This window comes from Sorangium sp. So ce295, assembly GCF_051527405.1.
GTDB lineage: Bacteria > Myxococcota_A > Polyangia > Polyangiales > Polyangiaceae > Sorangium > Sorangium cellulosum_B.
This window is the reverse complement of record NZ_CP150324.1, coordinates 2,830,501-2,851,466: the sequence shown is the minus strand read 5'-3', so window position 1 is coordinate 2,851,466 and position 20,966 is coordinate 2,830,501. Positions and strand designations below refer to the sequence as shown.

Genomic DNA, 20,966 nt, shown 5'->3' with positions numbered 1-20,966 from the left:
CTGTCTCCGCCTTCTGCAGCCTCCCCCCACGGAAAGTCTCATGGATCGGCTCTACGTCGCAAGGTCCACATGCTGTCCAGCGCCATGAGGGTCACTCACCCCCAGGTGCAACATGTGCCGTGCGGGTCTCCGCGCCCACGAGCCCCACGGCTCTCTTGAGAACCGCGGCGCGCGTGGCGCCATCGGGCAGCGTCGCAGCGACCCCGAGCAGGGTCTGCGCGACCACGACATGGAGCTCCGGGCGCTCCGGCGTCAGCCTCTCAAGCAGTTGGTGCACGCGCCGCTCGTTCGCCGTGGAGACATGCCGCTTGGTCTCTTCATGGGTGATCAGCGCGAAAGTCGACTCAAGATACGCCGCGCTCTCCAGCGCGCGGAGCGAGCGCTTCCACGGCGGCGCCCGCGGTCGGGAAGCGCTGGCTCGGCGCGAGCGCCGTCGCGCGGGCGAACCACGCGTCGAACGCGGGCGGCAACGTCACGCCGTACCGCGCGGCGCGCTCGCGCGCAGGCTCCTTGGGGCCCTGCAGCGCGACGAGCGCGAACGCGACGGGGCTGTCGCCAATGCCCGCTTCGTCCTCCCAGTAGGGTTTGCCGACCAGCAGCGTGAACGCGATCATGCCGAGCGCGTGGATATCGGCGGAACGTGTGATCCTGCCGCTCTGGAACTGCTCCGGCGCCATGTAGATCGGCGTCCCGGCCGCGCCGGTCGAGCCGCGGGTCGCGCCCTCGCGCAGCACCTTCGCCACACCGAAATCGAGGATCTTGAGGCGCGGGGCGCCGTGCTCTCGCTGCTCCAGAAACAGGTTGCTCGGCTTCAGGTCGCGGTGGACGATGCCGAGCTGGTGCATCTTGTCGATGGCCGGCGCGCCCGCGCCCAGGCGACGCAGGATGCGATAGCGAGCCGCGATGACCGTCTCCAGCGTCATGCCCGCCTCATCCCACGAGCGTGGCGCAGCACCTCACTGGCGGAAGTCATCGGCGTCGATCTCGTAGCGCTTCAACCAGCGATGGATCTGCATCCTGGCTTTGCCCGTGGCGGGCGCCACGCCAGCGATGTTGCCGCCGTGCACGCGCAGGAGCGTCGTGAGCTCCTCGGGCCGGGTAGGATCGTCTCCCTGGTCCGTGGCATCGGCGCCGTTGCGCCTCAGCGCGCTGTTCAGGTGATCGAGCTCGATCGTGCCCCGCTGCGCCAGCACCACCGCGGTCGTGATGCACTGCTCGAGCTCGCGCACGTTGAGCGGCCAGCCGTACGTGACGAGGGCGCGCGCCGCGCGAGGGTGCAGCTGGATGTGCTCGGCGCGCTCTCCACCGACGCGCCGGAGGATCGTGCCGAGGATGAGGCCGAGGTCCTCCCGGCGAGCCCGGAGTGGCGAGAGCTCGACGGCGTGACCGGAGAGCCGCGCGAGCAGGTCGGAGCGGAAGTCGCCCGACGCCGCCATCCGCTCGATCGGCCGGTGTGTGGCCGCAACGACGCGAAGGTCCACGGGGATCGAGCGCGTGCCGCCCACGGGGCGAACCTCCCGCTCCTGGAGCACGCGGAGCAAGGCCACCTGGGCGGACAAGGGCAGGTCGCCGATCTCGTCGAGGAAGAGCGTCCCGCGATCGGCGCTGCGCACGAGCCCGGGGCGATCCTCGGTGGCCCCGGAGAAGGCGCCCTTCCTGTGCCCGAAGAGCTCGCCCTCGACGAGATCCCGCGGCAGCGCGCCGCAGTTGATCGCCACGAACGCGCCCGGCCTGCCCGAGAGCGAATGGATGGCGCGCGCCATGACCTCCTTGCCGGTGCCCGTTTCGCCCTGGATCAGCACGGGGATGGTGGAGGCCGCCACCACCCTGAGCTGCTCGAACATCTCGAGCTGCGACGGGATGAGGGAGAGCAGCCCAGGGACGTGCGCCGCGAGGCTCGACGCTTCCAGCAGAGTGACCTGCTCGGCGCCGCGAGGAATCGCCGCGCGGTAGAGGAAGAAGGTGCGGCCCAGCTCGAGCACGTCGCCCTCCGCGAGCTCGGCGTGCTTCCTCGGGGCCCCATTGAGGATGCTGCCGTTCTTGGAGCCGCAATCCCCGAAGCACCACCGGCCGAGCACCCGCATGATCCGCGCGTGCCTCGACGAGAGCCATGGGTCGTCGAGGCGGATCTCGACGCGCCGGCGTGAGCCGCCGTCCGCGACCTCCAGCCTCCGGGCATTGCCGCGGCCGATAACGACCTCCTCCACGTCATCGAGGGCGATGCGCGCCGACGACGCGAGCGGCCGATGGCTGTCCTCGATCAGAAACAAGAAGCTGCCGTTGCCTGATTTGTCCACATACCGCTGTCCGCCCGTGGCGGATAGCGTTCGTTGTTCAGGTTCACCAGGCACGAACCCAGTCGTACCCAGTCGGGCAGACGCGGTCAATATGCCAGGGGCGGCATTGCGAGCGGCTGCCGCGCGGGTTGCTGGTCCTCCACGGGCGTGCGCTGCGCCTGGTCGTCCATGTGGTCGCGTGCCGCCGTCATTGCAGGCTCGATCGGTTAACCGAGCGCGCTGCGCTCCTTCTTGAGCCAGGTAAGCAGCGCCTTCTGTTGCGCCCGCAGCGCTGCTTCGCGCTCGAAGAGAGCCTTCTCTTTCGTCAAGACGAGCGTCTGGGGGCTTCCGCGGCGAAGCGTGGTGTGGGTGACGGGCAGGCGGTGAGCATCGATCACACCGTGGATGTGCCGCCGCCGTTCCTTGGCCAGAGGCCACGCGAGCTGGACCTGGGCTCGATCGACGAGGAACGCCGCGAGCACCTTGCACAGCGCACAGGAGCACCCGGGCGGGGGCTCGATCGACCAGTCGTCCGCGCTGCGCGCGTTCGCCGCGACGGCTCGTTCGAGCAAGGCCTCGACGCGGCGGACCAGCGCCTGCAGCCCGAGGGCCCGCACCGCGGCGGGCTTGCGCCCTTCCCGGCACCTCTTCAACAGCGCGCCGGCGGTCATGAGCGGCAGCGCCGACTCGGGCGCCGTGAGGGAGGCGATGAGGTCGTCGCGGATGGAGGGCGCCCGGATCGCGGCGGCGGTCTCCAGCAACGAGAGCAGATCGTCGAGGAGTCGATCGGTGCTGGCCTCCCTGACGGCTTCCGGCAACAGGAGCGCGCCCTTGCAGCCTTCTACGAGCGAGGCCACCTCGCGCGCGAGGACCCACGCGGCGAGCGCCTTGCCGTGCTCTCCGCCGGCCCGGAGCGCCTCGCCGAGGCGGGGGAGCAACGAGAGCCAGGGCGGAGTATTGTAGAGCGCGCGCTCGGCCCACGCGGAGAAGACCCGTTTCGACCACGAGAAGCCGTAGCGTTCGACGAGGGCCACGAAGGCGGGCACCACGCCGGGACTCAACCGATGCGGTCCCGAGGGCGAGACGAGCCCGAGGGCCAGATCGGCGTCGCCGAGCGCCGCCGATACCTCGACCAGCCGCTTGAAGGACGCCTCGCTCAGCTCGTCCGACGCGGCCGGATGCCAGGAGGACAGGAGCCTTTTCGCCTTGTCGCGGGCCTCGTCCGCCCTGCCCGCCTCGACGTGGGAGGCGAGCTCGTCAACGGCCCATGACGGCGAGAGCTTCGCGCGCACCTCGAAGGCCAGATCCCGCGGCCACATCACGACGGCGGCCCGATGATACCAGCGGTCCACGGTGTTGCCGTAGTTGCCCATGTACCCCTCGTGCTCGGACTTGAACGGCGCCATCTCGGTCGAGGCCCTCGTGAAGCAGACATCGTCGCCCGCCCGCATGGTCGCGATGCCCGGCGCGCTCCGCCCATCCGGGCCGACCCAGTGGCGAAGCACGACATCCGTATCGAGGAGATCGATGAGGTCGTGCTCGTCCGCGTCGCTGGCCCCCTCGGGATCGTCGTCGTGACCGCGATCGCCGCGCCAGCGATCACCGTAGTCATCCCAGGCGCCCTCGCACGACCAGCTCTCGTGCACGTCGGCGAGGGCGAGGTACACCTCGCAATCGAGGCGCTCGGCGACCTCTTGCAGCGCCGAGGCGCGCAGCCGATCCGCATTCTTGAGCTGGCCCCATCCGAGGCTCTTCTGCGTGTACTGGTGGTCCAGGAGGTAGATCAAGCGGTCCGGCCGCCGTGGGGGAGACTGGGCGTACGGCCGCGAGATCGGCGTCGAAAGGTAGGCTTTGATGCCCGCCTCGATGCGCTCGATCGCGGCGCGGCAGAGCGGCGCGCGAGCCTCCGCTGCCCCGCGGTAGAGGAGGTGGTACGTGAGGGAGATCCGGTGGCCTGCGTCGACCGGCCTCACCTCGTGGCGACAATCCGCGTAGAAGGCGAGCAGCGATAGATCTTTCGGATCCCGCGCGGCCCCGCGGAAGACCTTCTTCTTCCCGTCGTGCTCGACGACGATGGATCCGCCCTCGTGCCTGGACGGCAGCTCCACCACGAGGGTCCCCACCATGTCGTCGGCGCGCTCCGAGTCCTGGTGCGGCGCGAAGAACTGGCCGGGCCCGTACACGAGCATCTTGTCGAGCTCGGCGTGGAGCTCACCGCCCTCGGGCAGCCCGAGGCGCTGCCGGACGAGCGCCAGCTTCGGAGCGAGGGTGCGCCGCCACCGCTGCGTGTCGATCTTGAGCTGGCGCAGGCCGATCTCCCAGCTGTCGCGCACGCTCGTATCGAGCAAGGTCTTGTCGCGCCGGCCGAACGGGGCCGGACGGGCGACGGAGCACAGCTTTCGCGCGGTGGCGGCGGAGATCGGGAAGCGGATGGGGCCGACCCCCTCGACCTCGATGTGCAGATCCTCGCCGCTGCACCCGAGCTCCGTTGCGAACGTGCCTTCCGGCTCGACGGCGGCGAGCGCCGCGGCGATCTCCTTCAACAGACCAGCTTGCAAGTGGGTGTCTCCTGCCAAGGACGCATACCACGGCCCCAGACGCATCGGATATCCAATTGGGCCGTTCACCGGCGCAATGGGGCGCTGAACCAGAGAAAACGGAGCGAGCGGGCCGCGCGGATTCGCTGAATGACATCAAAAAGCGATCTTTCTTTCGTCGGCATGAGAATTTGCAGCATCCGAAGACAATGCGCTCGGAGCAACGAGGAGGCGCTCGTCATCGCGTATCGCTCCGCGGCCGTCCTCGTCCTGTCCGCGTTCCGGACGCCGGACGCGCTGGCCCCCTCGAGGACGTCGAGAGAGGGCGCAGCGGCGGGGCCTCTCGCGAAGTCGCCGTCGAGAGCCGGAGGGCGTCGCGAGCCGATTCGTTGGCCGATTCGACCAACTCCCTGGCCGGCGCGACCAAGCAGCCCATCAGGCCGTTCGCTACATCTGCCTCATGTCCAGCCGCGGAGGCGCGCGTCGCGCCTCGCCGGACGCGTGGAGGCTCAAAGCCATGATCGGTCGAATGGAACTCTCGCGAAATTCAAGGAGGGGCTCAATGGCCCTCGCGCTCGCCACCACCCTCGCGGTCGCAGGGGGCTGCCCCATGTCGGATGATGATGGCGCCGGCGGCAGCTCGACGAGCGCTGGGCACGGCGGCTCGTCGGCCTCCGGCGAGGGCGGCTCGTCGAGTTCCGGTGAAGGCGGCTCCTCGAGCTCCGGTGAGGGCGGCTCGGTCCGCTGCCCGGTCGCGACGCACAGCGGGATCATCTCGATCCAGGATGTATCGATTCAAGGCGCGCCGCAGGCGGGCCACGGCCTCACGGTGCAAGTCCTGTTCACCCCCTCCAGGCCTCCCGCTTACGAGCAGATGCCCGGGGAGATCGAAGGGTGCAAGGCGTGGGTCTACGACACGCGGGACAATCCGCCGCCGGCGCTGACGGATCAGGGGGTGATCACGATTGCCGGCCTCGAAGGGGGGCCCCTCGCGTGCCGCTTTGCTGGCTCGGGTTATGTGTGCCCGACGTCGATGGGGGCCGGACAGGCGAGCGTCGCTCCGGGGCAGACGGGGACCGCGGCCTACACGATCGAGGGCGCGACCTTCTCCGCAGCGGATGTCGGCCGTTACCTGCGCGTCACCGGCGCGGCGAACGCGAAGAACCAGGGCGCGTTCCCCATCGTCGCCGTGGAGTCGAGCACGACGGCGATCGTGGTCAACCAGGGCGCGGCGGAGGAAGCCTTCGCGGCCGAGTACACCGTGCTCGCCGGGGCGGGGCCCGTTCCGAACAACCCCGTCGACCCGATCGAGGGCGGCGACGAGGTCGTCGTGGGCATCTCGCCCGGCGGCGAGATGGCCTTCGACTTCCCCGACAGCGCGCCGATCGTGGCCGGCGAGGCGTTCACCCCCGACACGGCGTCGGCGGCCGCCCTCGTCGCGGTGCCGCTCGACGGCAGCCCATTGACGCTCGGCTGCGGCGGCCCGGGCGGCAGCTGCGGGCCGGCGCAGGCCACGCTCGTGCGCCTCACCAGCACGGACGGCGACGTCGAGGGCGCGTCGCCGTTCGCGATGCCCCCGCCCGCGCGCAAGCAGGTCGAGATTCAATGCGTCGCGCTGGGGGGTGATGGCACGCTGACCATCCCGGCCGAGGCGATGAAGCTGCTCCAGGAGGCCCACCAGGTCTCCCCGATCTCGCGCATCCGGACGGCGCTGATGCGCGAAGGATGGGCGGGCCCCACGAACGCCCCCTCCCTGCCTCCGAACATCACGACCATCCTCGTCGGCCACGGGCTCCTCGGCTTCACCAGCCCCTGACGCCGCGGTGCGTGCGCCCTGATCGGCGCGTCAGAGCGCGCTCGCCCCACCGCGCTCTCGCGCCGCGGCGAGCACCGGCGAGCGACCGCCGGTGCGGATCCTGCATAATCGCGGGCGCATGCACCGCCCGCTGCCCACCGTGATGACGTCCGTGGCCAGGCTGGTCGTCGACCTCGGGCTCCGCGACGGCATCCGGCTGGGCGCGATGGAGCGCGCCGCGCGCCTGCCGTCGCTCGCCGCCGATCCCGCCCGGCGCATCGAGATCGACCGGCTGCTCGATCTGTGGACCTATCTGGGTCAAACGCTGGACGACCCGTCGCTGCCGATCCGCGTCGCGCAGCGGGCGACGGTGGAGGACCTGCACGTGCTCGGCTTCGCCATCATGAGCGCGCCCTCCATCCGCCATGCGTTCGACACCGCGGCGCGGTACAGCGCGCTCCTGACCGACTCGGGCCGATGGGAGGCGATAGAGAGCGGGAAGCGCGCCGAGGTGCGGTGGCATCGCCTGCGGCCGCTCACGCTGGGGCACCGCCTCTCCAACGAGACAGCGCTGGCGCAGAACCTCGGCTGTCTCCGGCAGATGGCGGGTGACGACCTCACACCGCTGGAGGTGAGCTTCCGCCACGCGGCCCCGCCGCGCCGGACTGCGCACGTGGAGTTCTTCCGTTGCCCCGTGCGGTTCGACGCGCCCTGGGACGGGATGGTGTTCCGCCGCGAGGTCCTCGACATGGTGCCTGTGGGCGCGAACCAGAGGTTATGGGAGTACCTGTGCCGCAGCGTAAGCGCCCTCTGCGAGCAGCTCGCGCCGCCGTCGATCGCGGACGGCGTGCGGCACCAGCTCGTCCGCGCGCTCGCGAGCGCCGAGGGCGGGATACCGACGCTGGACGACGTGGCTCGCTCCCTCGGCACGACGGAGCGGACGCTGCGCCGGCGCCTGCAGAGCGAGCGGACGAGCTTCCGGAAGCTGATCGAGGAGGTGCGCCGCGACCGCGCGGCCGACCTGCTGGCGAGGAGCAGCGTGACCGAGACGGCGCTCCGGCTCGGCTTCTCCGACACGACCGCGTTCAGCCACGCGTTCCGGCGCTGGTTCGGCTGCCCTCCGCGCGAGCTCCGGGGCGCGAGGGGGGCAGCGGGCCATCAAGGGACGTGAGCGGGGGCAAGGCTGGGACGGCGGCCACGGCTGCCTCGCGAGCCACGATGCGACGTGCGTGAACCGCCGCGTCGCCGGGCCGACTCGCAGTTGTCGCTAACGCGCTCGCGTCCGCGAGCTTCGAAGGCTGTGTGGCGATGCCCGCCGCCGGGTAGACGGTCGGCCCGGACCATGGGTTCAGTCTCGTGAACGACCGTGGGGCCACCCCGACCTCGGTCGGGTCGTCCAACCTGGGCCGGGTCACCAACCCGCGTCGAATCACGGCCTGACGTGATCGCCACGGGGTCGCAGGGAAAAATGTCACCGGCGCCCCGCAGCGGCGCACCAGCCGGATGCAACCTTCGAGTTGTTCGTCGCACCGTTCGAGATCACCGGCCCCCTGATCTCATCGCAGTCAGGAAGCGTTGGATGGGCACCGATACAACCGACATCCACATGGTTAGTGTGCTCCCCGGTCCGCCGATCGCAGTGCGCGTGACACCCCGGCACGTCGTGGTCTCGCGGACGCCACCCGCCACCCCGCTCCCGCGTCCCCCCGACACCGCGGAAGGGCTGCTGTCAGCCGAAGACGGCCGCAGCTGAGCCTCAGCACGTTGGGCCGGCGGAGGCCCTGGGGCGGTACGATCGGGGCATCCTAGGAGGCATACCGTCTGCGATGTTCTGTGGGGCGGATGTGGATCGTCGCCTCCGGCTGGGCTCATCGGCGGGCCGAGCGACCTTCCTTGCCTGGGATTCATTACCGTGGTACTGTGCCAGCATGAAGCTCGCGCAATCCAGGGTAACGGCTCAGGGGCAGATCTCGGTTCCCGCCGAGGTGCGCAAGCGCCTCGAACTGGTGCCAGGATCGATCTTGGAATGGGATGCCGAAGGTGATCGAATCACCGTGCGGCGCGTTGGTCGGCACAGTTTCGAAGACCTTCACCGGGCGCTGTTCTCGCAGGAACCCCAGCCGCGAAGCCTTGAGGATCTCAAGGAAGGCATCAGGCAGCGCATGAGGGCCCGCCATGCGCGCCGTTGACACGAATGTCCTCGTTCGCTTGCTGGCGCGCGACGACGCAAAGCAACTCGCTGCGGCCGAGGCCTTCGTGCAAGCAGGAGCATGGATCTCCCATCTCGTGCTCATGGAGGCCGTTTGGGTCCTGGACTCGGTGTACGGCGTCGCGCCGGAGCAGATCGGGGACGGAGTGGAAATGCTGTTGGACCACAACTGCATGGTGGTCCAGGACGCCGACGTGGTAAGGGCGGCAGTCGCGCAGTTCCGCGAGCACCCCGGCCTGGGATTCTCCGATTGTTTGATCCTCGAAGTCGCGCGCGCAGCGGGCCACGTTCCACTTGGAACGTTCGATCGTGGACTCGGGAAACTGCAAGGCGCTCAAAAGCTATGACCAGGTCGCCCATTGGCGAGAACGGGGTAGTCCAACAAGCTGCGGCGAGCGGCGGCGCTTCGCGTCGCGTCAGACCGGCAGGTCGTTGGGCAGACCGGCTGTGGGCGATTGATGAAAACGGATGCTTCACTCGCGTTCACCCCCGGCCTGAATGCGCCCGCTCCTCACCGCGGCCGCCAGCGCCTGGTGGTCGCGCTCCGTCTGATCGGCGTAGGCGTTCGCGAACGCCGCCACCGCCTTGTCGAACGTGTCCGCCTTCCCGAGGTAAGCCGCGATAGCGATCCGATCGCCCGACCTCGCGTGCGCGCGCGCCAGAGTCCAGCCGCAGAGGCCGCCGTACGTCGTCAGGAGGACCCGATCCAGCGCGGCGATGTCCACCGAGAACTTCCAGTCGCGCAGCTGGCGCACGTAGAAGTCGCGCTCGATCCCGTCAACGCCCTTCACGCGCTGCCAGCCGAGGAAGATGTCGCTCGCGGCCTGCATCAGCCGCTGACCCGCCACCACGCGCTGGCCGCTGTTGGGGCACTCGCTCTTGCCGAGGAACCGCTCGAGGACCGACGCTTGCGCCTCCTTTGCCTGCAGGAAGAGCGGGTCCTCCTCGTCACGGCCGAACAGCAGGAGGATCCAGGCGCGCGCGCCGACGCTCCCGACCCCGACGACCTTGTGGGCCATGTCCGCGAAGTTGTACCCCTCCAGCACGTGCCGCCGATCGGGCTGGAGCGTAGCGCGATAGCCGCGCAGGATCTCGCGCACCTGCTGCTCGAGCTGCTCGCGGTCCACCCCCTTCACGAAATCCTCCATCGGGACGATCAGGGGAGGATCGCTGATGATTCGCCGCCGGCCGCCCACCTCGCGGGTCAGCTTCTCGTAGGCCTGAAGGCTGTCCTTCGTCCGCGCCTTCGCGACGTTGCGCTCGGTGACGTTCAGGCGCTCGCGGCCCACCTGCGAGCGGAACCGGTCGAGGATCTGCTGGATGTCGAGGCTCGCGTACCAGACGTCGAGGTTCCGGAGCGCCGCGAAGCTCCGCATCGCCTCGCGGTATGCGCGGACCGTCGTCAGGACGATGTCGGACCGCGCCGCCTTCGAGAAGCCGTTGTCGCGCCCGGCGAGCTCCAGGCTGGCGGCCAGCCGCTTGACGTCCCAGTCCCACGGTCCAGGGAGCGTCTCGTCGAAGTCGTTGATGTCGAACACCATGCGGCGCTCGGGGGATCCGAACACCCCGAAGTTCGAGAGGTGCGCGTCGCCGCAGAGCTGCACCCTCAGGCCCGAGCGCGCCGTGGCGGCCAGATCGGAGGCCATCACGCACGCTGCGCCCCGGTAAAACGTGAACGGGGAGACCAGCATCCGGCCGTATCGGATCGGCACGAGCTCTGGCACGCGGGTCTTCGCTTGCTCCTCCAGAAGCGCGATCGGATCGGGCCGGCCGGGCAGCGCCTCCCAGATCGCGTGCGCGGCACGTGGGATCTCCGCGCGCTCGGCCTTGCCGCGAGCCGCGTGCTCCTCGACGGAGAGGTGCGGCATCGCCCACTCCCCCGTGACCGTGGATGATCCTTCGACTGTGGCCATCTCCGTCTTCGTCCCTCCCTCGGTGTTCGACGTCCCGCGGCCGTGCGGGACGCGCCGTTCAGATCCTCGCACGTCCGCCAGACGCACGAGGGATGCTCAATCACCGATCTTACGCCGCAGATCGTTCATCGCCTGCTGGCTCACCTGCAAAGCCCCCTCCTGCGGGCGGTCAAGATCGGCGGTCAACAGCATGACGACCGAGAGGCTCGTGACCAGCGTCGCGACCGCGGGGGACCGGCGCGTCTTGACCAGACCGGCATGATAACCGACCGCCATCAGGTTCAGGATCGCGACCGCGAAGAGCGCTGCCCACAGGACCCCTGGAATACCGCTCCGGACGGCCACCTTGACGCGCGTCGTGTGGAGTTCGATCGTCCGGTTCAGCGACTCGATGAAGAGCGCCACGACGGGCGAGCTGGGGTGCTCTCGTCCGGCGGTCTCCGCCTCTTTCCAGAGCTCCCGGTGCAGCTCCTCCGAGCGCCGCACCGCGTGGTCGACGTTGTCGGGCCTCACCCCCTCCAGACGCGACGCCACGTAGTCGCGCAGCAGCGCGCGGACCTTCGCGCCGCGGTCGCCGGGGAGCAGGGCGGCGCGCAGGTAGGTCGTCTCGATGGCGTTGGCCTCGTCGACGACCATGTGTTTCCTCGCCTCAAAGCGGGTCGCCGCAAAGCCGAACGTGAACGCCAGGACGAGCGCCAGCAGGCCCATCGTGGTTGTGACCAGGGCGAGCACGTGGGCACCGCCCTCCCCTCCGGAGCGGCGCAGCCGGTACCCTCCCAGCCGATAGCCGCCCTCGACGGCGAGCACCAGGACCACGATCATGATCCCCAGGAGCAACCAGAGCGGAATTCGATCGAGCAGTCCAGGCACGGGCATCGACGCACCTCGCTTCAAACACGGCGCTTCGCCGTCGCGAAGACGGCGCATGTCGCCGCGGCGCCGGCCTGGGCGGTCGCCTCCAGTCCGACAGCCCGGCTGGCGCTGACCTCATGGTCGCGATTCCTGGCGGAAGGTCAACCAACACGTCATCGTTCTGTCAAGCGCTTTCAGCGCGAACGCAGGCCTGCAAGATCCGGAGTTTCTCAGATCGCAGCAGGGGCGGCCTGCTCCCGAGCGCGGCTCACCGGACAGCGAACCTACACCGCCCGCCACCGGGTCTTCCGCATTTCTTCCCGGGGCGCTCGCGCAGACGACGGAGCTGCGGATAGCGTGGAGGGATGAAGAATGCTCTGCAATTTCCCCTGGTGATCGCGCTGTTGCTCGCCGCCTGCGACTCCACGCCGAGCTCCGGCGGCGACGGCGGCGGAGGGCCGGACGCGTCCTCGTCGGGCCCGAGCGGCGGCGGATCGAACGATGGCGGCGGGGGCGGCGGAACGAGCAATGCCGGCGGAGGCGGCGGCGACACGTCGCCGTCCGGCACGCTGAGCGAGCGTTACCCGGACGACGTGGGGATCGCCGGTGACCCCGCCGTGTTCTTCCACGACGACTTCGAGCAGGGCTGGGGGCGCTGGGACGGGCCCACCGCCGACACGCGCTATCTGCACATCGAGGCCAACGCGGCGGCTGCCCACGCCGGGCAGGGCTACCTCCGCTCGACCGTGACGACCGCCGATCTGGCGGAGGAGACGTACATCTCGTCGTCCACGTGGGTCACCCATGAGCGCGTCGACGCGCTCTACTGGCGCTTCCATGTGCGCTTCCCCGAGCTGGCCCCGAACCCGCACCACTGGGTGCGCATGGCGGCGGGCACCGAGAGCTGGGACAGCAGCGGCCTCGCGAACACGGTGCCGTCCGGAGACGACGGCTTCTGGTTCGACTTCGACACGACGACCGACGACGTCTTCAACTTCTACGCCTACTGGTACAAGATGCGCTCCGGGCGCTGCAACGACGGGACCGCCACCCCTGGCTGCGCCGGCGATCAAGGCACGACGTACTACTACGGAAACGTCTTCCAGCCGCCGGATCAAGCGTCGTTCCCGCGCGATCGATGGTTCTGCGTCGAGATGCACGCTCGCGCCAACACCGTCGGCCAGAGCGACGGCGCGCTCGCGTTCTGGATCGACGGCGTGGCGATCGGCGACTACCGCCCCGGCTACCCCGACGGCACCTGGCTCCGCGCCCAGTTCCACACGGGAGGGTGCGACTTCAGCGCGTGCACCCAGCCCGAGCCGTTCGGTGGCTTCGACTTCCGATCGAGCGATGACGTGCGCTTCAAGAAATTCATGCTCGACGCCTATTACGAGCGCGACTCCGACGCTCGCCGGCGGGCGGAGATGGAAGAGCTCGGCATGACCGTCTCCGACACACACACCATCCTCTACGACGATGTCGTCGTCGCGACCGAGCGCATCGGCTGCCGCCGCTGAAGCACGCTCCGCGCTCGGCCCTCTCCATGGTACCCTCCCGCGCATGGGTACCGCGAACGCCCCCGCCCCCCGACGGCGCTCGGCCCTGCGCTGCGCCGCATGCGCGGCCCTCCTGCTGGCCGGGTGCGGCCCCGCGCCCACGCTGGCCGACCCGCGCGCGCCGGAGCCGCCGCCCGCCGCCGAGACGGTCTACATCGTCCTCCAGGATCCGCCCCCGGCGGCGGCGATAACGGCGGCCGACGGCTGGGTGCCGGAGGAATTCCCAGGCGACAACCCGTTCGAGCGGACACGGACCTGGATCGGCGATTACGACTGCCCGCAGGGCACGACCGAGATGACGTTCCGGATCCTGGAGGTCAAGGGCGACAGGATCAAGGCCGTGTTCGGCTTTCATCATGCCGACTCCGGCGCCGCCGGCAAATACCTCATGAGCGGCCGCTACGACGCCGAGACGCGGACGGCATCGTTCTCGCCCGGCGCCTGGCTCGAGCGCCCGCCCAACTACGTCACCGTGGGCATGAAGGGCGACCTCGCGTTCGACGGCTCGCTCTTCGCCGGACGCATCGAACACCCCGACTGCGGCGCATTCCGGCTCCGGCCAGCGGGGTAGCGCCGCCCCTCGCGCTGCTCGTCGCCGGGCCACGCCGAGCGACGAGCAGCGCTTCCGTCATGTGGGCAGTCGCGCGAGCGAGGGGCGCGGCGAGACCCTCAGGGCGTGCTCGACGGGTCTGCCGGGTCGCTGCCCTCGTCTTCCTCGTCGCCGTCGCGGAATCCATCGCCGTCGCGATCCAGGCCGATCCGCACCCCCGAGCCCGGCGGCGCGCACGTGTACGTGAGCTCGCCCCGATTGCGCGAGGCCCGGTGCCGCAGCGCCGCGTCGCGGATCGGCGCGTCGCAGAGCCGGTCGCCGACGAACAGGCCCGCGCCGACGTAGAGGAACCCCGCCGCCTCGTGGTCGTGTGATCCCTTGACCACCAGATCACACTCCCCTGCATCAGCCCGCGCGCGGAGCAGATCGATCCTCGGCCCGACCGCGGCCGCGTTGTGGCGGGTGAGCGTCACCTGCTGCCCGACGATCGGCGCCAGGTTGCTGTCGAACGCGAGCAGGAACTGCTCCAGTTCGCGCCGCATCACGTCCCCCTCCGGCCCCGGCGGGAACCCGCCCGGGGTGAGCGGCGACTGGTTGAACCCCATGTCGGGGGTCGCCGAGCTCACGAAGCGGAAGAGCGTCGGGACGCCCCCTTCGTTGTTGAAGCCGAAGCCGCGGACCTGGTCGCCCAGGTGCGCGTCGCTGCCCGGGAAGAGATCGTTGTTCGCCATCCCGAACATGCCGACCTTCTGGTACAGATTGCGGAAGTGCGGCGATTTGAAGGCCTCGGTCTCCAGGTCGAACGTGTACCGGCCATCGCCGCCGAAGAAGCCCGGCGCATCGACGCCGAACTCCTCGTTCGCGTGGCGGTCGAGCACATGGCACGAGACGCAGGTGCCCTCCTCGCTGAAGTCGGACACGTTGTTGAAGAAGAAGCTGCGGCCGGCCTGCTGCGCCGGGGTGAGCGAGTTGTCGAGCGCCCGGTTCGGGTTGGGCGGATAGGTGACCTGCAGGATGAAATCGGCGAACGCCCGCATGTCGGCCTCGGGGATGAGCTCGCTCCTCCCCAGGAGATCCGGGAACGCGGCCTGGAACTCCAGGAACGCCGTCACCTCGTCGAACGTCCCGCTGTCCGGGTGCGCGCTCGGCTCGTCGTCGCCCCCGGTGCGATCGCCGCGCCAGTGCATGGGCCCGTGGTTCGCCATCCCGCGGAGGCTCTGCGTCGTCATCGGCCCCTTCATCGGGTGGTGGGTGTCGGGTATCCCGAAATCGAGGGGGTGTGACTCGAACGGCCCAGGGATGTCGGCGACCACCCCGTCCGGATTGCCGAGATCCCAGGACAGGCTGTCGAAATCGCCGTAGACATGGCAGCTCGCGCACGACGAGTCGCCGTGGCTCGACTCGAACGACGCGTCGTAGAGGAACCGGCGGCCGGCGACAACGCTCGGCGGCTCCGGGTTGTGCATCGGCACGTGCGCGATCTCGGACCTGGTCGTCGTGCTGAGGATCGAGATCGCGTTGTCGAAGCGCGTGATCGTGTAGAGGCGCCGCCGCGGCTCGTCGAGCAAAAGCCCCGTCGGGCCGCCGCCGGGCACCGGGATCTGCCTGGAGGCGCTCGGCACGAACGTGTCGTTCTCCAGGGCGGCGGTGCTGAACACCCCGATCTTGGACGAGCCTATCGTCGCCACGTACAGCGTCTTGCCGTCGCTCGTGACGGCCATCTGCTGCGGGAGGGCGAGGCTCTTCTGGTTCTCGGCGTTCGGGACCGGGGCGCAGCAGGCGTCATAATCGATGTGTTTGTTGAGGTGCCTCGGCCTGACGCTGCCCGCCGGGCCGAGGACGGTGATCCTGCTCTCGTGCAGGTGGCCTCGTACCGTCTGGCCGGCGAAGATCCCGGGCCCCTCGAAGCGCTTCTCGTTCCCCGCCTCGGTGTTCGACACGTACACCTTCCCGCTGACCGGGTTCACCACCATGTTGTAGAGGATGGTGCCGACGCCGGTGTAGAACCCGGCGGCGCCGGGCAGCTGCCTCGGCGGGCTCGCGTTCGCGTCGATGACGAACACGTCCTTGTCGGGCAGCGAGAGCCGGACGGAGCTGTCCCAGACGCGGTTCAGCTCGTCGACCCAGTGGGAACCATTGAACTTGACGATGAGCCCCGTCTCCGGGTGCGGGATCCCCTCCGCGTTGGTGGCCGGCCCGGGCACGCCCCCCGCCGCCTCTCCGCCGTTCGGGATCAAGCCCTCGTGGATCGCGGTTGTGCGGTTCCCGGAGTGGAAGGCCGCCGCATACACCTTGCTGCCGTCCGGCGTCACCGCCAGCGCCCTCGGGGTATCGCTGAACAGCGTGACGATGGTGAGGGGCACGCCTGCGAGCGTCGGCCCGAGGCGATCGGCGTCGAAGACCCATACGTCGGCCCGGCCCACGCCGGGGGTCGTGAGCTGGGGATCGAACGGGATGTTCTGTCCGCGGTGCGCCGTCGTGATGAACGCGCGGCGCCTTCCAGGACCCGCGAACACGATATCCCGCGGCTCGTCGCCCACGAGCAGCGTCCGCACGACCCGGCCCGAGCGCGCCCCCTGGGTCAGCTCGACGACGCTCACGCTGTCCGACAGGTGGTTGACGACCCAGACCTCGGTATCGCTCCGCGCCGCCACGGCCACCGGCTCGAGGCCGACGGGGATGGAGGCGCGGTGCTCGATACCCTGATCCTTGACCCGATACACCTCGAGGTGGTTGTCGGGCGTGTTCACGGCGAATAGCAGCTTTCCGTCGGGCGAGAGCGCGAGCGGACGCACATGGCCGCTCTCGAAGAGGGTGAAAGACGACGCCGCCTCGGCGGATCGGCCGGCCGCGAGGGCGACGAGCAGCGCCGACGCCGCCACGAGACGGGAGAGGACATCGCGCACGACAAAGTACGAGGCCATGAGTCACCTCCGATGAGTGGGGTTCTCTTCAACTGATTTCGAATGGCAAGCAGACGATAAGGCGCGAAGGTTGAGTTGGAAGGTAGTCGTGGCCGGCTCGCATTGCAATATCGCAATGGGTTTGCTTCAGCAATCGATGCCTTCGGCACACCTGCGCCGAGCTACCTACCGAGGTGTCGCGACGGTGCGAGGCAGTCCAGTCGGGCAGACGGCGCCGGCGACCTCGAGACGGCCCCCCGGATCGCCGTGATCCGGTCGCAGAGCATCGCGGCGCCGCGGCGGTTCATGGTAGGCTGCGCAACATGCAGGGGGGCCTCGCAGTCGGGCCGTCGTCTCGGCGCCGGGAGCGCGGCGCGCGGCGATCGGCGCGCATCGCGCGCTGTCGCGCCGCCGGGCGGCGCGCGCTGCCCGCACGACACGCCCCGGGAAGGAGCCCCGAGAGACCATGAAGACATCGGCTGTGCGGCGCACCATCGCCGGGCTCACGGTCGCCGTGCTGTCCGTCCTCGCCTCGGCGTGCCAGCCGGATCCCTCGCCCGGTGACCGGGGCAAGGAGGCGCGGCCGCCTCTCCGCTTCAGCCACGGCTACTGGCTCGGGTATTTCCCGCTGTCGATCGCCGAGGAGAAGGGCTTCTTCGACCAGCAGGGCGTCGACGTGGAGCTCGTCTTCAACCCGGATCTCTACGGCATGATCTCCGATTTCACCGCGGGCAAGGTCGACGGCTTGCCGTGGACCATGGAGGTCGTCGTGCGCATCCTCGCGAGGGAGCCCGATGCGCGGGTCGTCCTCTACTCCGGCCAGACGGCGGGCGCCGACGTCATCATGGCGCGGCCGGAGATCCAGACGATCTCCGATCTCAAGGGGAAGAAGATCGCGGCCAAGACCGGCGCCATGGGCGAGATGCTGGTCAGCGAGATGCTGGAGAGGAACGGGCTCGCCATCGACGACGTGACGCTTGTCAACGTGGGCGAGACGGACGTCGCCCAGCTCCTGGCGAACAATACGATCCAGGCTGGGCACACCTGGGAGCCCTATGTCACGCAGGCGGCGAAGTCCGGCGCCAAGGCGATCTTCTCGAGCAAGGAGACGCCCGCGCTGTTCGCCGACTTCACGCTCTTCCGCAGCACGGTGCTGCGCGACCGGCCCGACGATGTCCGCGCCTTCATCCGGGCGTGGTTCCAGGCCGTCGAGTTCTGGAAGGCCCACCCGCAGGAGGGCAACGAGATCATCGCGAAGGCGCTCAAGATCCCGGCCTCGGACATCAGCACGGACGGATACGAGCTCTTCTCGCTGGAGGAGGTCCGACGGCGGTTCGCCCCGAACAACGACCCGACGTCGCTGGCCCCGCTCGTCAACAAGCACATCGATTTTCTCGTCCAGGACGGGCAGCTGGGGCGCCGCCCGGACCTCGACAGCATCTTCGATTCGTCCTTCCTGCCGCCTGCCACGAGCCGCGAGTGACCGCCGCGGCCCGCGGAGCGCCTGGAGAGCATCGCCACGGAGGTTCGACGAACGCCATGAGTCGCGCAATGCAGCAGCAGGCCCCGCTCATCACCCTCCGCATGAAGCTGATCGTGGCGCTCTTGACGGTCGCGCTCGCGCCGCTCTCGATCCTCACGCTCCTGAACAAGCGGACGAACGAGATGGTGTTGACCGAGAGCGCCAACCAGGCGCTCGCCGCGGCCGCGTCGCAGGCCGCGACCAGCGTCGACGACTTCATCGAGAGCAACCTGGACGCGGTCCGCGTCGAGGCCCGCCTGCCCGGGCTCACCAGCTACCTGAGCCTCGACGACGAGGCCCGGAGGAGCGGGAATGACGCGCACGCGTTCGCGTCGAGGACGCTGCACGGCCTCATCCGGAAGGACACGATCAACATCCTCTCCTATGCGCTGCTCGACGAGCGCGGGCACAACGTCCTCGACACGGTGCAGACGCCCGCGGAGAGGGACGAATCGAGGAGGGACTACTTCGTCAGCGCGATGGAGACGGGCCTGCCGTACGCGTCGTCGGTCGTGTTCGCCGGCGAGGTGCCCCAGCTCGTCTTCAGCAGCCCCGTCCGCGACGCGCTGAACAAGAAGAAGACGATCGGCGTGCTCCGGTGCACCTACAACCTGTCGGCCGTCCAGCGGATCATCCTCTCCCAGACGCGCCTCCTGGAGGCGTCGGACGCGTTCGCGATCCTCCTCGACGAGCACCACGTCCGCCTGGCGCACGGCCGCTCCCCGGAGCTCGTGTTCAAGTCGCTGGTGCCGCTCGCCCCGGAGCTCGAAGTCCGGCTCAAGGCGGAACGGCGGCTGCCGGACAGGCCGGCCGCGGAGCTGTCGACCGACGTGCAGGCCTTCGACGAGGGGCTGCGCCGGTTCGAGCGCGAGCAGGACCCGACCTCGACGGCGAGCCGCTTCCTGCAGGCCCGCATGGCCGCGCGGGACGCCCCCATGAGCGCGGTGGCCCTCGCGCGCGTGAGCGCCTTCGACGGCATGAAGAAGCCGCCGTGGACCGTGGCGTTCGTGCGGCCGGAGGCGGCGTTCCTCGAGCCCATCGAGGAGAAGACGACGCGCGACGCGCTGCTGCTCGCCTCGCTGATCGCCGCGATCGTCACGGCGGTCGCCGTCCTGATGGCGCAGGTCTTGACGAGGCCGATCACCCGCCTCGCCCAGGCGGCGTCGCAGCTGGCGAGCGGGAAGCTCGACACAGCTGTCGAGGTGCGATCCCACGACGAGATGGGCACGCTGGCGGAGTCGTTCAACCGGATGGCGCGCCAGATCCAGGGGTCGTTCGAGGAGCTCGAGCACCGCGTCGAGCAGCGCACGGCCGAGCTGAAGGAGGCGAAGGTCGCCGCGGACGCCGCCAACAAGGCGAAGAGCGACTTCCTCGCCAACATGAGCCACGAGCTCAGGACGCCGCTCAACGGCATCCTCGGCTACGCGCAGATCCTCCGGCGCTCGCGGGGGCTGAGCGAGCAGGACCTGCGCGGGATCGACGTCATCCATCGCTCCGGCGCCCACCTGCTCACGCTGATCAACGACGTCCTCGATCTGGCGAAGATCGAGGCGCAGGCGATGGAGGCCCACGCGAACGATTTCCACCTGCCCTCGTTCCTGCGCTCGACGGCCGAGATCTGCCGCATCCGCGCCGAGGAGAAGGGCATCACGCTCGTGTATACGCCCGATCCCGAGCTCCCCACCGACGTGGTCGCCGACGAGCGGCGGCTGCGGCAGGTGCTGATCAACCTGCTCGGCAACGCCGTGAAGTTCACCGAGAAGGGCAGCGTCTCCTTCACGATCAAGCGGCTGGGCGACGGGCCGCGCCCGCCGCACGGCTCCGCGCCGGACTCCGCCGCGATCCAGAGCGCGCCGCGCAGGACGCACCGGGTGCGCTTCGAGATCGAGGACACCGGGACGGGCATCAGCCCGGATCAGCTCGACCAGATCTTCCTCCCGTTCAAGCAAGCCAGCGACGGCAAGCGCCGCGTCGACGGGACGGGGCTCGGGCTCGCGATCAGCCAGCGCATCATGAAGCTGCTCGGCAGCTCCATCGAGGTGAGGAGCGAGCCCGGCAAGGGGAGCGTGTTCTGGATGGACGTGATCCTCGCCGAGTCGCCCCGGCGAACCCAGCCCACGGCGCTCCGGCCCGCCTCGGCGGTCGTCGATTACGAGGGCAGGCGGCGCCACGTCCTCGTTGTCGACGACCAGCCCGAGAACCGCGCGGTGCTCGTGAACATGCTGCAGTCCGTCGGGTTCGAGACGTCCGAGGCCGCGGACGGCAAGGAGGGCCTCGCGGCGGCGTCGGAGCGCGAGTTCGACCTGGTGATCACGGACCTCGCGATGCCGGAGATCGACGGCTGGGAGATGATCCGGCTGCTCCGGAAGGCGCCGGATCGAGCAGGATTGAAGATCTTTGCGTCGTCCGCGAGCGTCTTCCTCTCCGATCAGGACAAGAGCCTGGCCGCGGGCGCCGACGATTTCCTCCCGAAGCCGCTGCAGCTGGAGGAGCTCTTCGACAAGATCCAGCGGCACCTCGGGCTCTCGTGGATCTACGAGCAGCAGGGCGATCCTGGCGCAATGGGCGAGGCGCCCGCCGTCGCCCACCGCGACCCGAGCTCACCCGCGCTCCCCGGCGGCGCAGATCTCCCGATGACCGCCCCCGCCGCCGAGGATCTGCGGCTCCTCTTCGATCTCGCGCACAGGGGGCTCTCCCACCAGCTCCAGAAGCACCTCGACAGGCTCGATCGCGCCGATCCGAAGCTCGCGCCGTTTTGCAGGCACCTGCGCCGCCTGATGCAGGATTTCAAGATGGAAGCCGTTGAAGATTTCATCAAGATGCACCTGAGCGATTGACGTTGCTTGGACGGCG

Annotated in this window: 15 protein-coding genes; 8 read left to right on the top strand and 7 right to left on the bottom strand. The window is 69.5% G+C overall.

Annotation, left to right across the window (positions count from 1 at the left end; genetic code table 11):
* Positions 1 to 91 precede the first annotated feature (91 nt).
* The 4 genes from WMF11_RS10975 to WMF11_RS10960 form a co-directional block, all read right to left on the bottom strand.
* Positions 92 to 277, bottom strand: coding sequence for a hypothetical protein (locus WMF11_RS10975; RefSeq protein ID WP_437908363.1), 186 nt, complete (start codon positions 275 to 277; stop codon positions 92 to 94).
* Between the two features lie 67 nt (positions 278 to 344).
* The gene (locus WMF11_RS10970; protein ID WP_437908362.1) at positions 345 to 923 is read right to left on the bottom strand and encodes a protein kinase domain-containing protein; all 579 of its coding nucleotides are present in this window, start codon (positions 921 to 923) and stop codon (positions 345 to 347) included.
* Between the two features lie 33 nt (positions 924 to 956).
* On the bottom strand, positions 957 to 2,297 hold the full coding sequence (locus WMF11_RS10965; protein ID WP_437977421.1) for a sigma 54-interacting transcriptional regulator: 1,341 nt from the start codon (positions 2,295 to 2,297) through the stop codon (positions 957 to 959).
* A gap of 206 nt (positions 2,298 to 2,503) precedes the next feature.
* Entirely contained in the window at positions 2,504 to 4,834 is a 2,331-nt protein-coding gene (locus WMF11_RS10960) for a 2OG-Fe(II) oxygenase (protein ID WP_437977420.1), read from the bottom strand.
* Between the two features lie 541 nt (positions 4,835 to 5,375).
* Here WMF11_RS10960 and WMF11_RS10955 point away from each other — a divergent pair.
* From WMF11_RS10955 to WMF11_RS10940, 4 genes are all read left to right on the top strand, one after another.
* Positions 5,376 to 6,629 (top strand): hypothetical protein, encoded by a 1,254-nt coding sequence (locus WMF11_RS10955; RefSeq protein ID WP_437977419.1) that lies wholly within the window; start codon positions 5,376 to 5,378, stop codon positions 6,627 to 6,629.
* 118 nt (positions 6,630 to 6,747) lie between these two features.
* Entirely contained in the window at positions 6,748 to 7,779 is a 1,032-nt protein-coding gene (locus WMF11_RS10950) for an AraC family transcriptional regulator (protein ID WP_437977418.1), read from the top strand.
* Positions 7,780 to 8,536: 757 nt separating this feature from the next.
* Positions 8,537 to 8,797 carry an AbrB/MazE/SpoVT family DNA-binding domain-containing protein gene (locus tag WMF11_RS10945; protein ID WP_437908357.1) on the top strand — a complete coding sequence of 87 codons (261 nt, stop codon included), beginning with the start codon at positions 8,537 to 8,539 and terminating at the stop codon, positions 8,795 to 8,797.
* Positions 8,784 to 9,164: a PIN domain-containing protein gene (locus WMF11_RS10940; RefSeq protein ID WP_437908356.1), complete on the top strand. Its 381-nt coding sequence runs from the start codon at positions 8,784 to 8,786 to the stop codon at positions 9,162 to 9,164. Before WMF11_RS10945 ends, WMF11_RS10940 begins: the two co-directional genes overlap by 14 nt.
* Before the next feature lie 126 nt (positions 9,165 to 9,290).
* On the opposite strand, the gene WMF11_RS10935 is transcribed toward WMF11_RS10940, so the two are convergent.
* Positions 9,291 to 10,730: a DUF2252 domain-containing protein gene (locus WMF11_RS10935; protein ID WP_437977417.1), complete on the bottom strand. Its 1,440-nt coding sequence runs from the start codon at positions 10,728 to 10,730 to the stop codon at positions 9,291 to 9,293.
* A 96-nt stretch (positions 10,731 to 10,826) separates the two neighbouring features.
* Positions 10,827 to 11,606 (bottom strand): hypothetical protein, encoded by a 780-nt coding sequence (locus tag WMF11_RS10930; RefSeq protein WP_437908354.1) that lies wholly within the window; start codon positions 11,604 to 11,606, stop codon positions 10,827 to 10,829.
* A gap of 341 nt (positions 11,607 to 11,947) precedes the next feature.
* Here WMF11_RS10930 and WMF11_RS10925 point away from each other — a divergent pair, with 341 nt between their 5' ends.
* A complete protein-coding gene (locus WMF11_RS10925) occupies positions 11,948 to 13,099 on the top strand; it encodes a hypothetical protein (protein WP_437977416.1) in 1,152 nt (383 codons plus the stop codon).
* Positions 13,100 to 13,142: 43 nt separating this feature from the next.
* Positions 13,143 to 13,709, top strand: coding sequence for a hypothetical protein (locus tag WMF11_RS10920; RefSeq protein ID WP_437977415.1), 567 nt, complete (start codon positions 13,143 to 13,145; stop codon positions 13,707 to 13,709).
* Positions 13,710 to 13,807: 98 nt separating this feature from the next.
* On the opposite strand, the gene WMF11_RS10915 is transcribed toward WMF11_RS10920, so the two are convergent.
* Entirely contained in the window at positions 13,808 to 16,612 is a 2,805-nt protein-coding gene (locus WMF11_RS10915; protein ID WP_437977414.1) for a hypothetical protein, read from the bottom strand.
* Between the two features lie 445 nt (positions 16,613 to 17,057).
* Here WMF11_RS10915 and WMF11_RS10910 point away from each other — a divergent pair, with 445 nt between their 5' ends.
* Both WMF11_RS10910 and WMF11_RS10905 read left to right on the top strand, forming a co-directional pair.
* Positions 17,058 to 18,074: an ABC transporter substrate-binding protein gene (locus WMF11_RS10910; protein ID WP_437977413.1), complete on the top strand. Its 1,017-nt coding sequence runs from the start codon at positions 17,058 to 17,060 to the stop codon at positions 18,072 to 18,074.
* A gap of 56 nt (positions 18,075 to 18,130) precedes the next feature.
* Complete coding sequence (locus WMF11_RS10905) at positions 18,131 to 20,950, top strand: ATP-binding protein (protein ID WP_437977412.1); 2,820 nt, start codon at positions 18,131 to 18,133, stop codon at positions 20,948 to 20,950.
* Positions 20,951 to 20,966 lie beyond the last annotated feature (16 nt).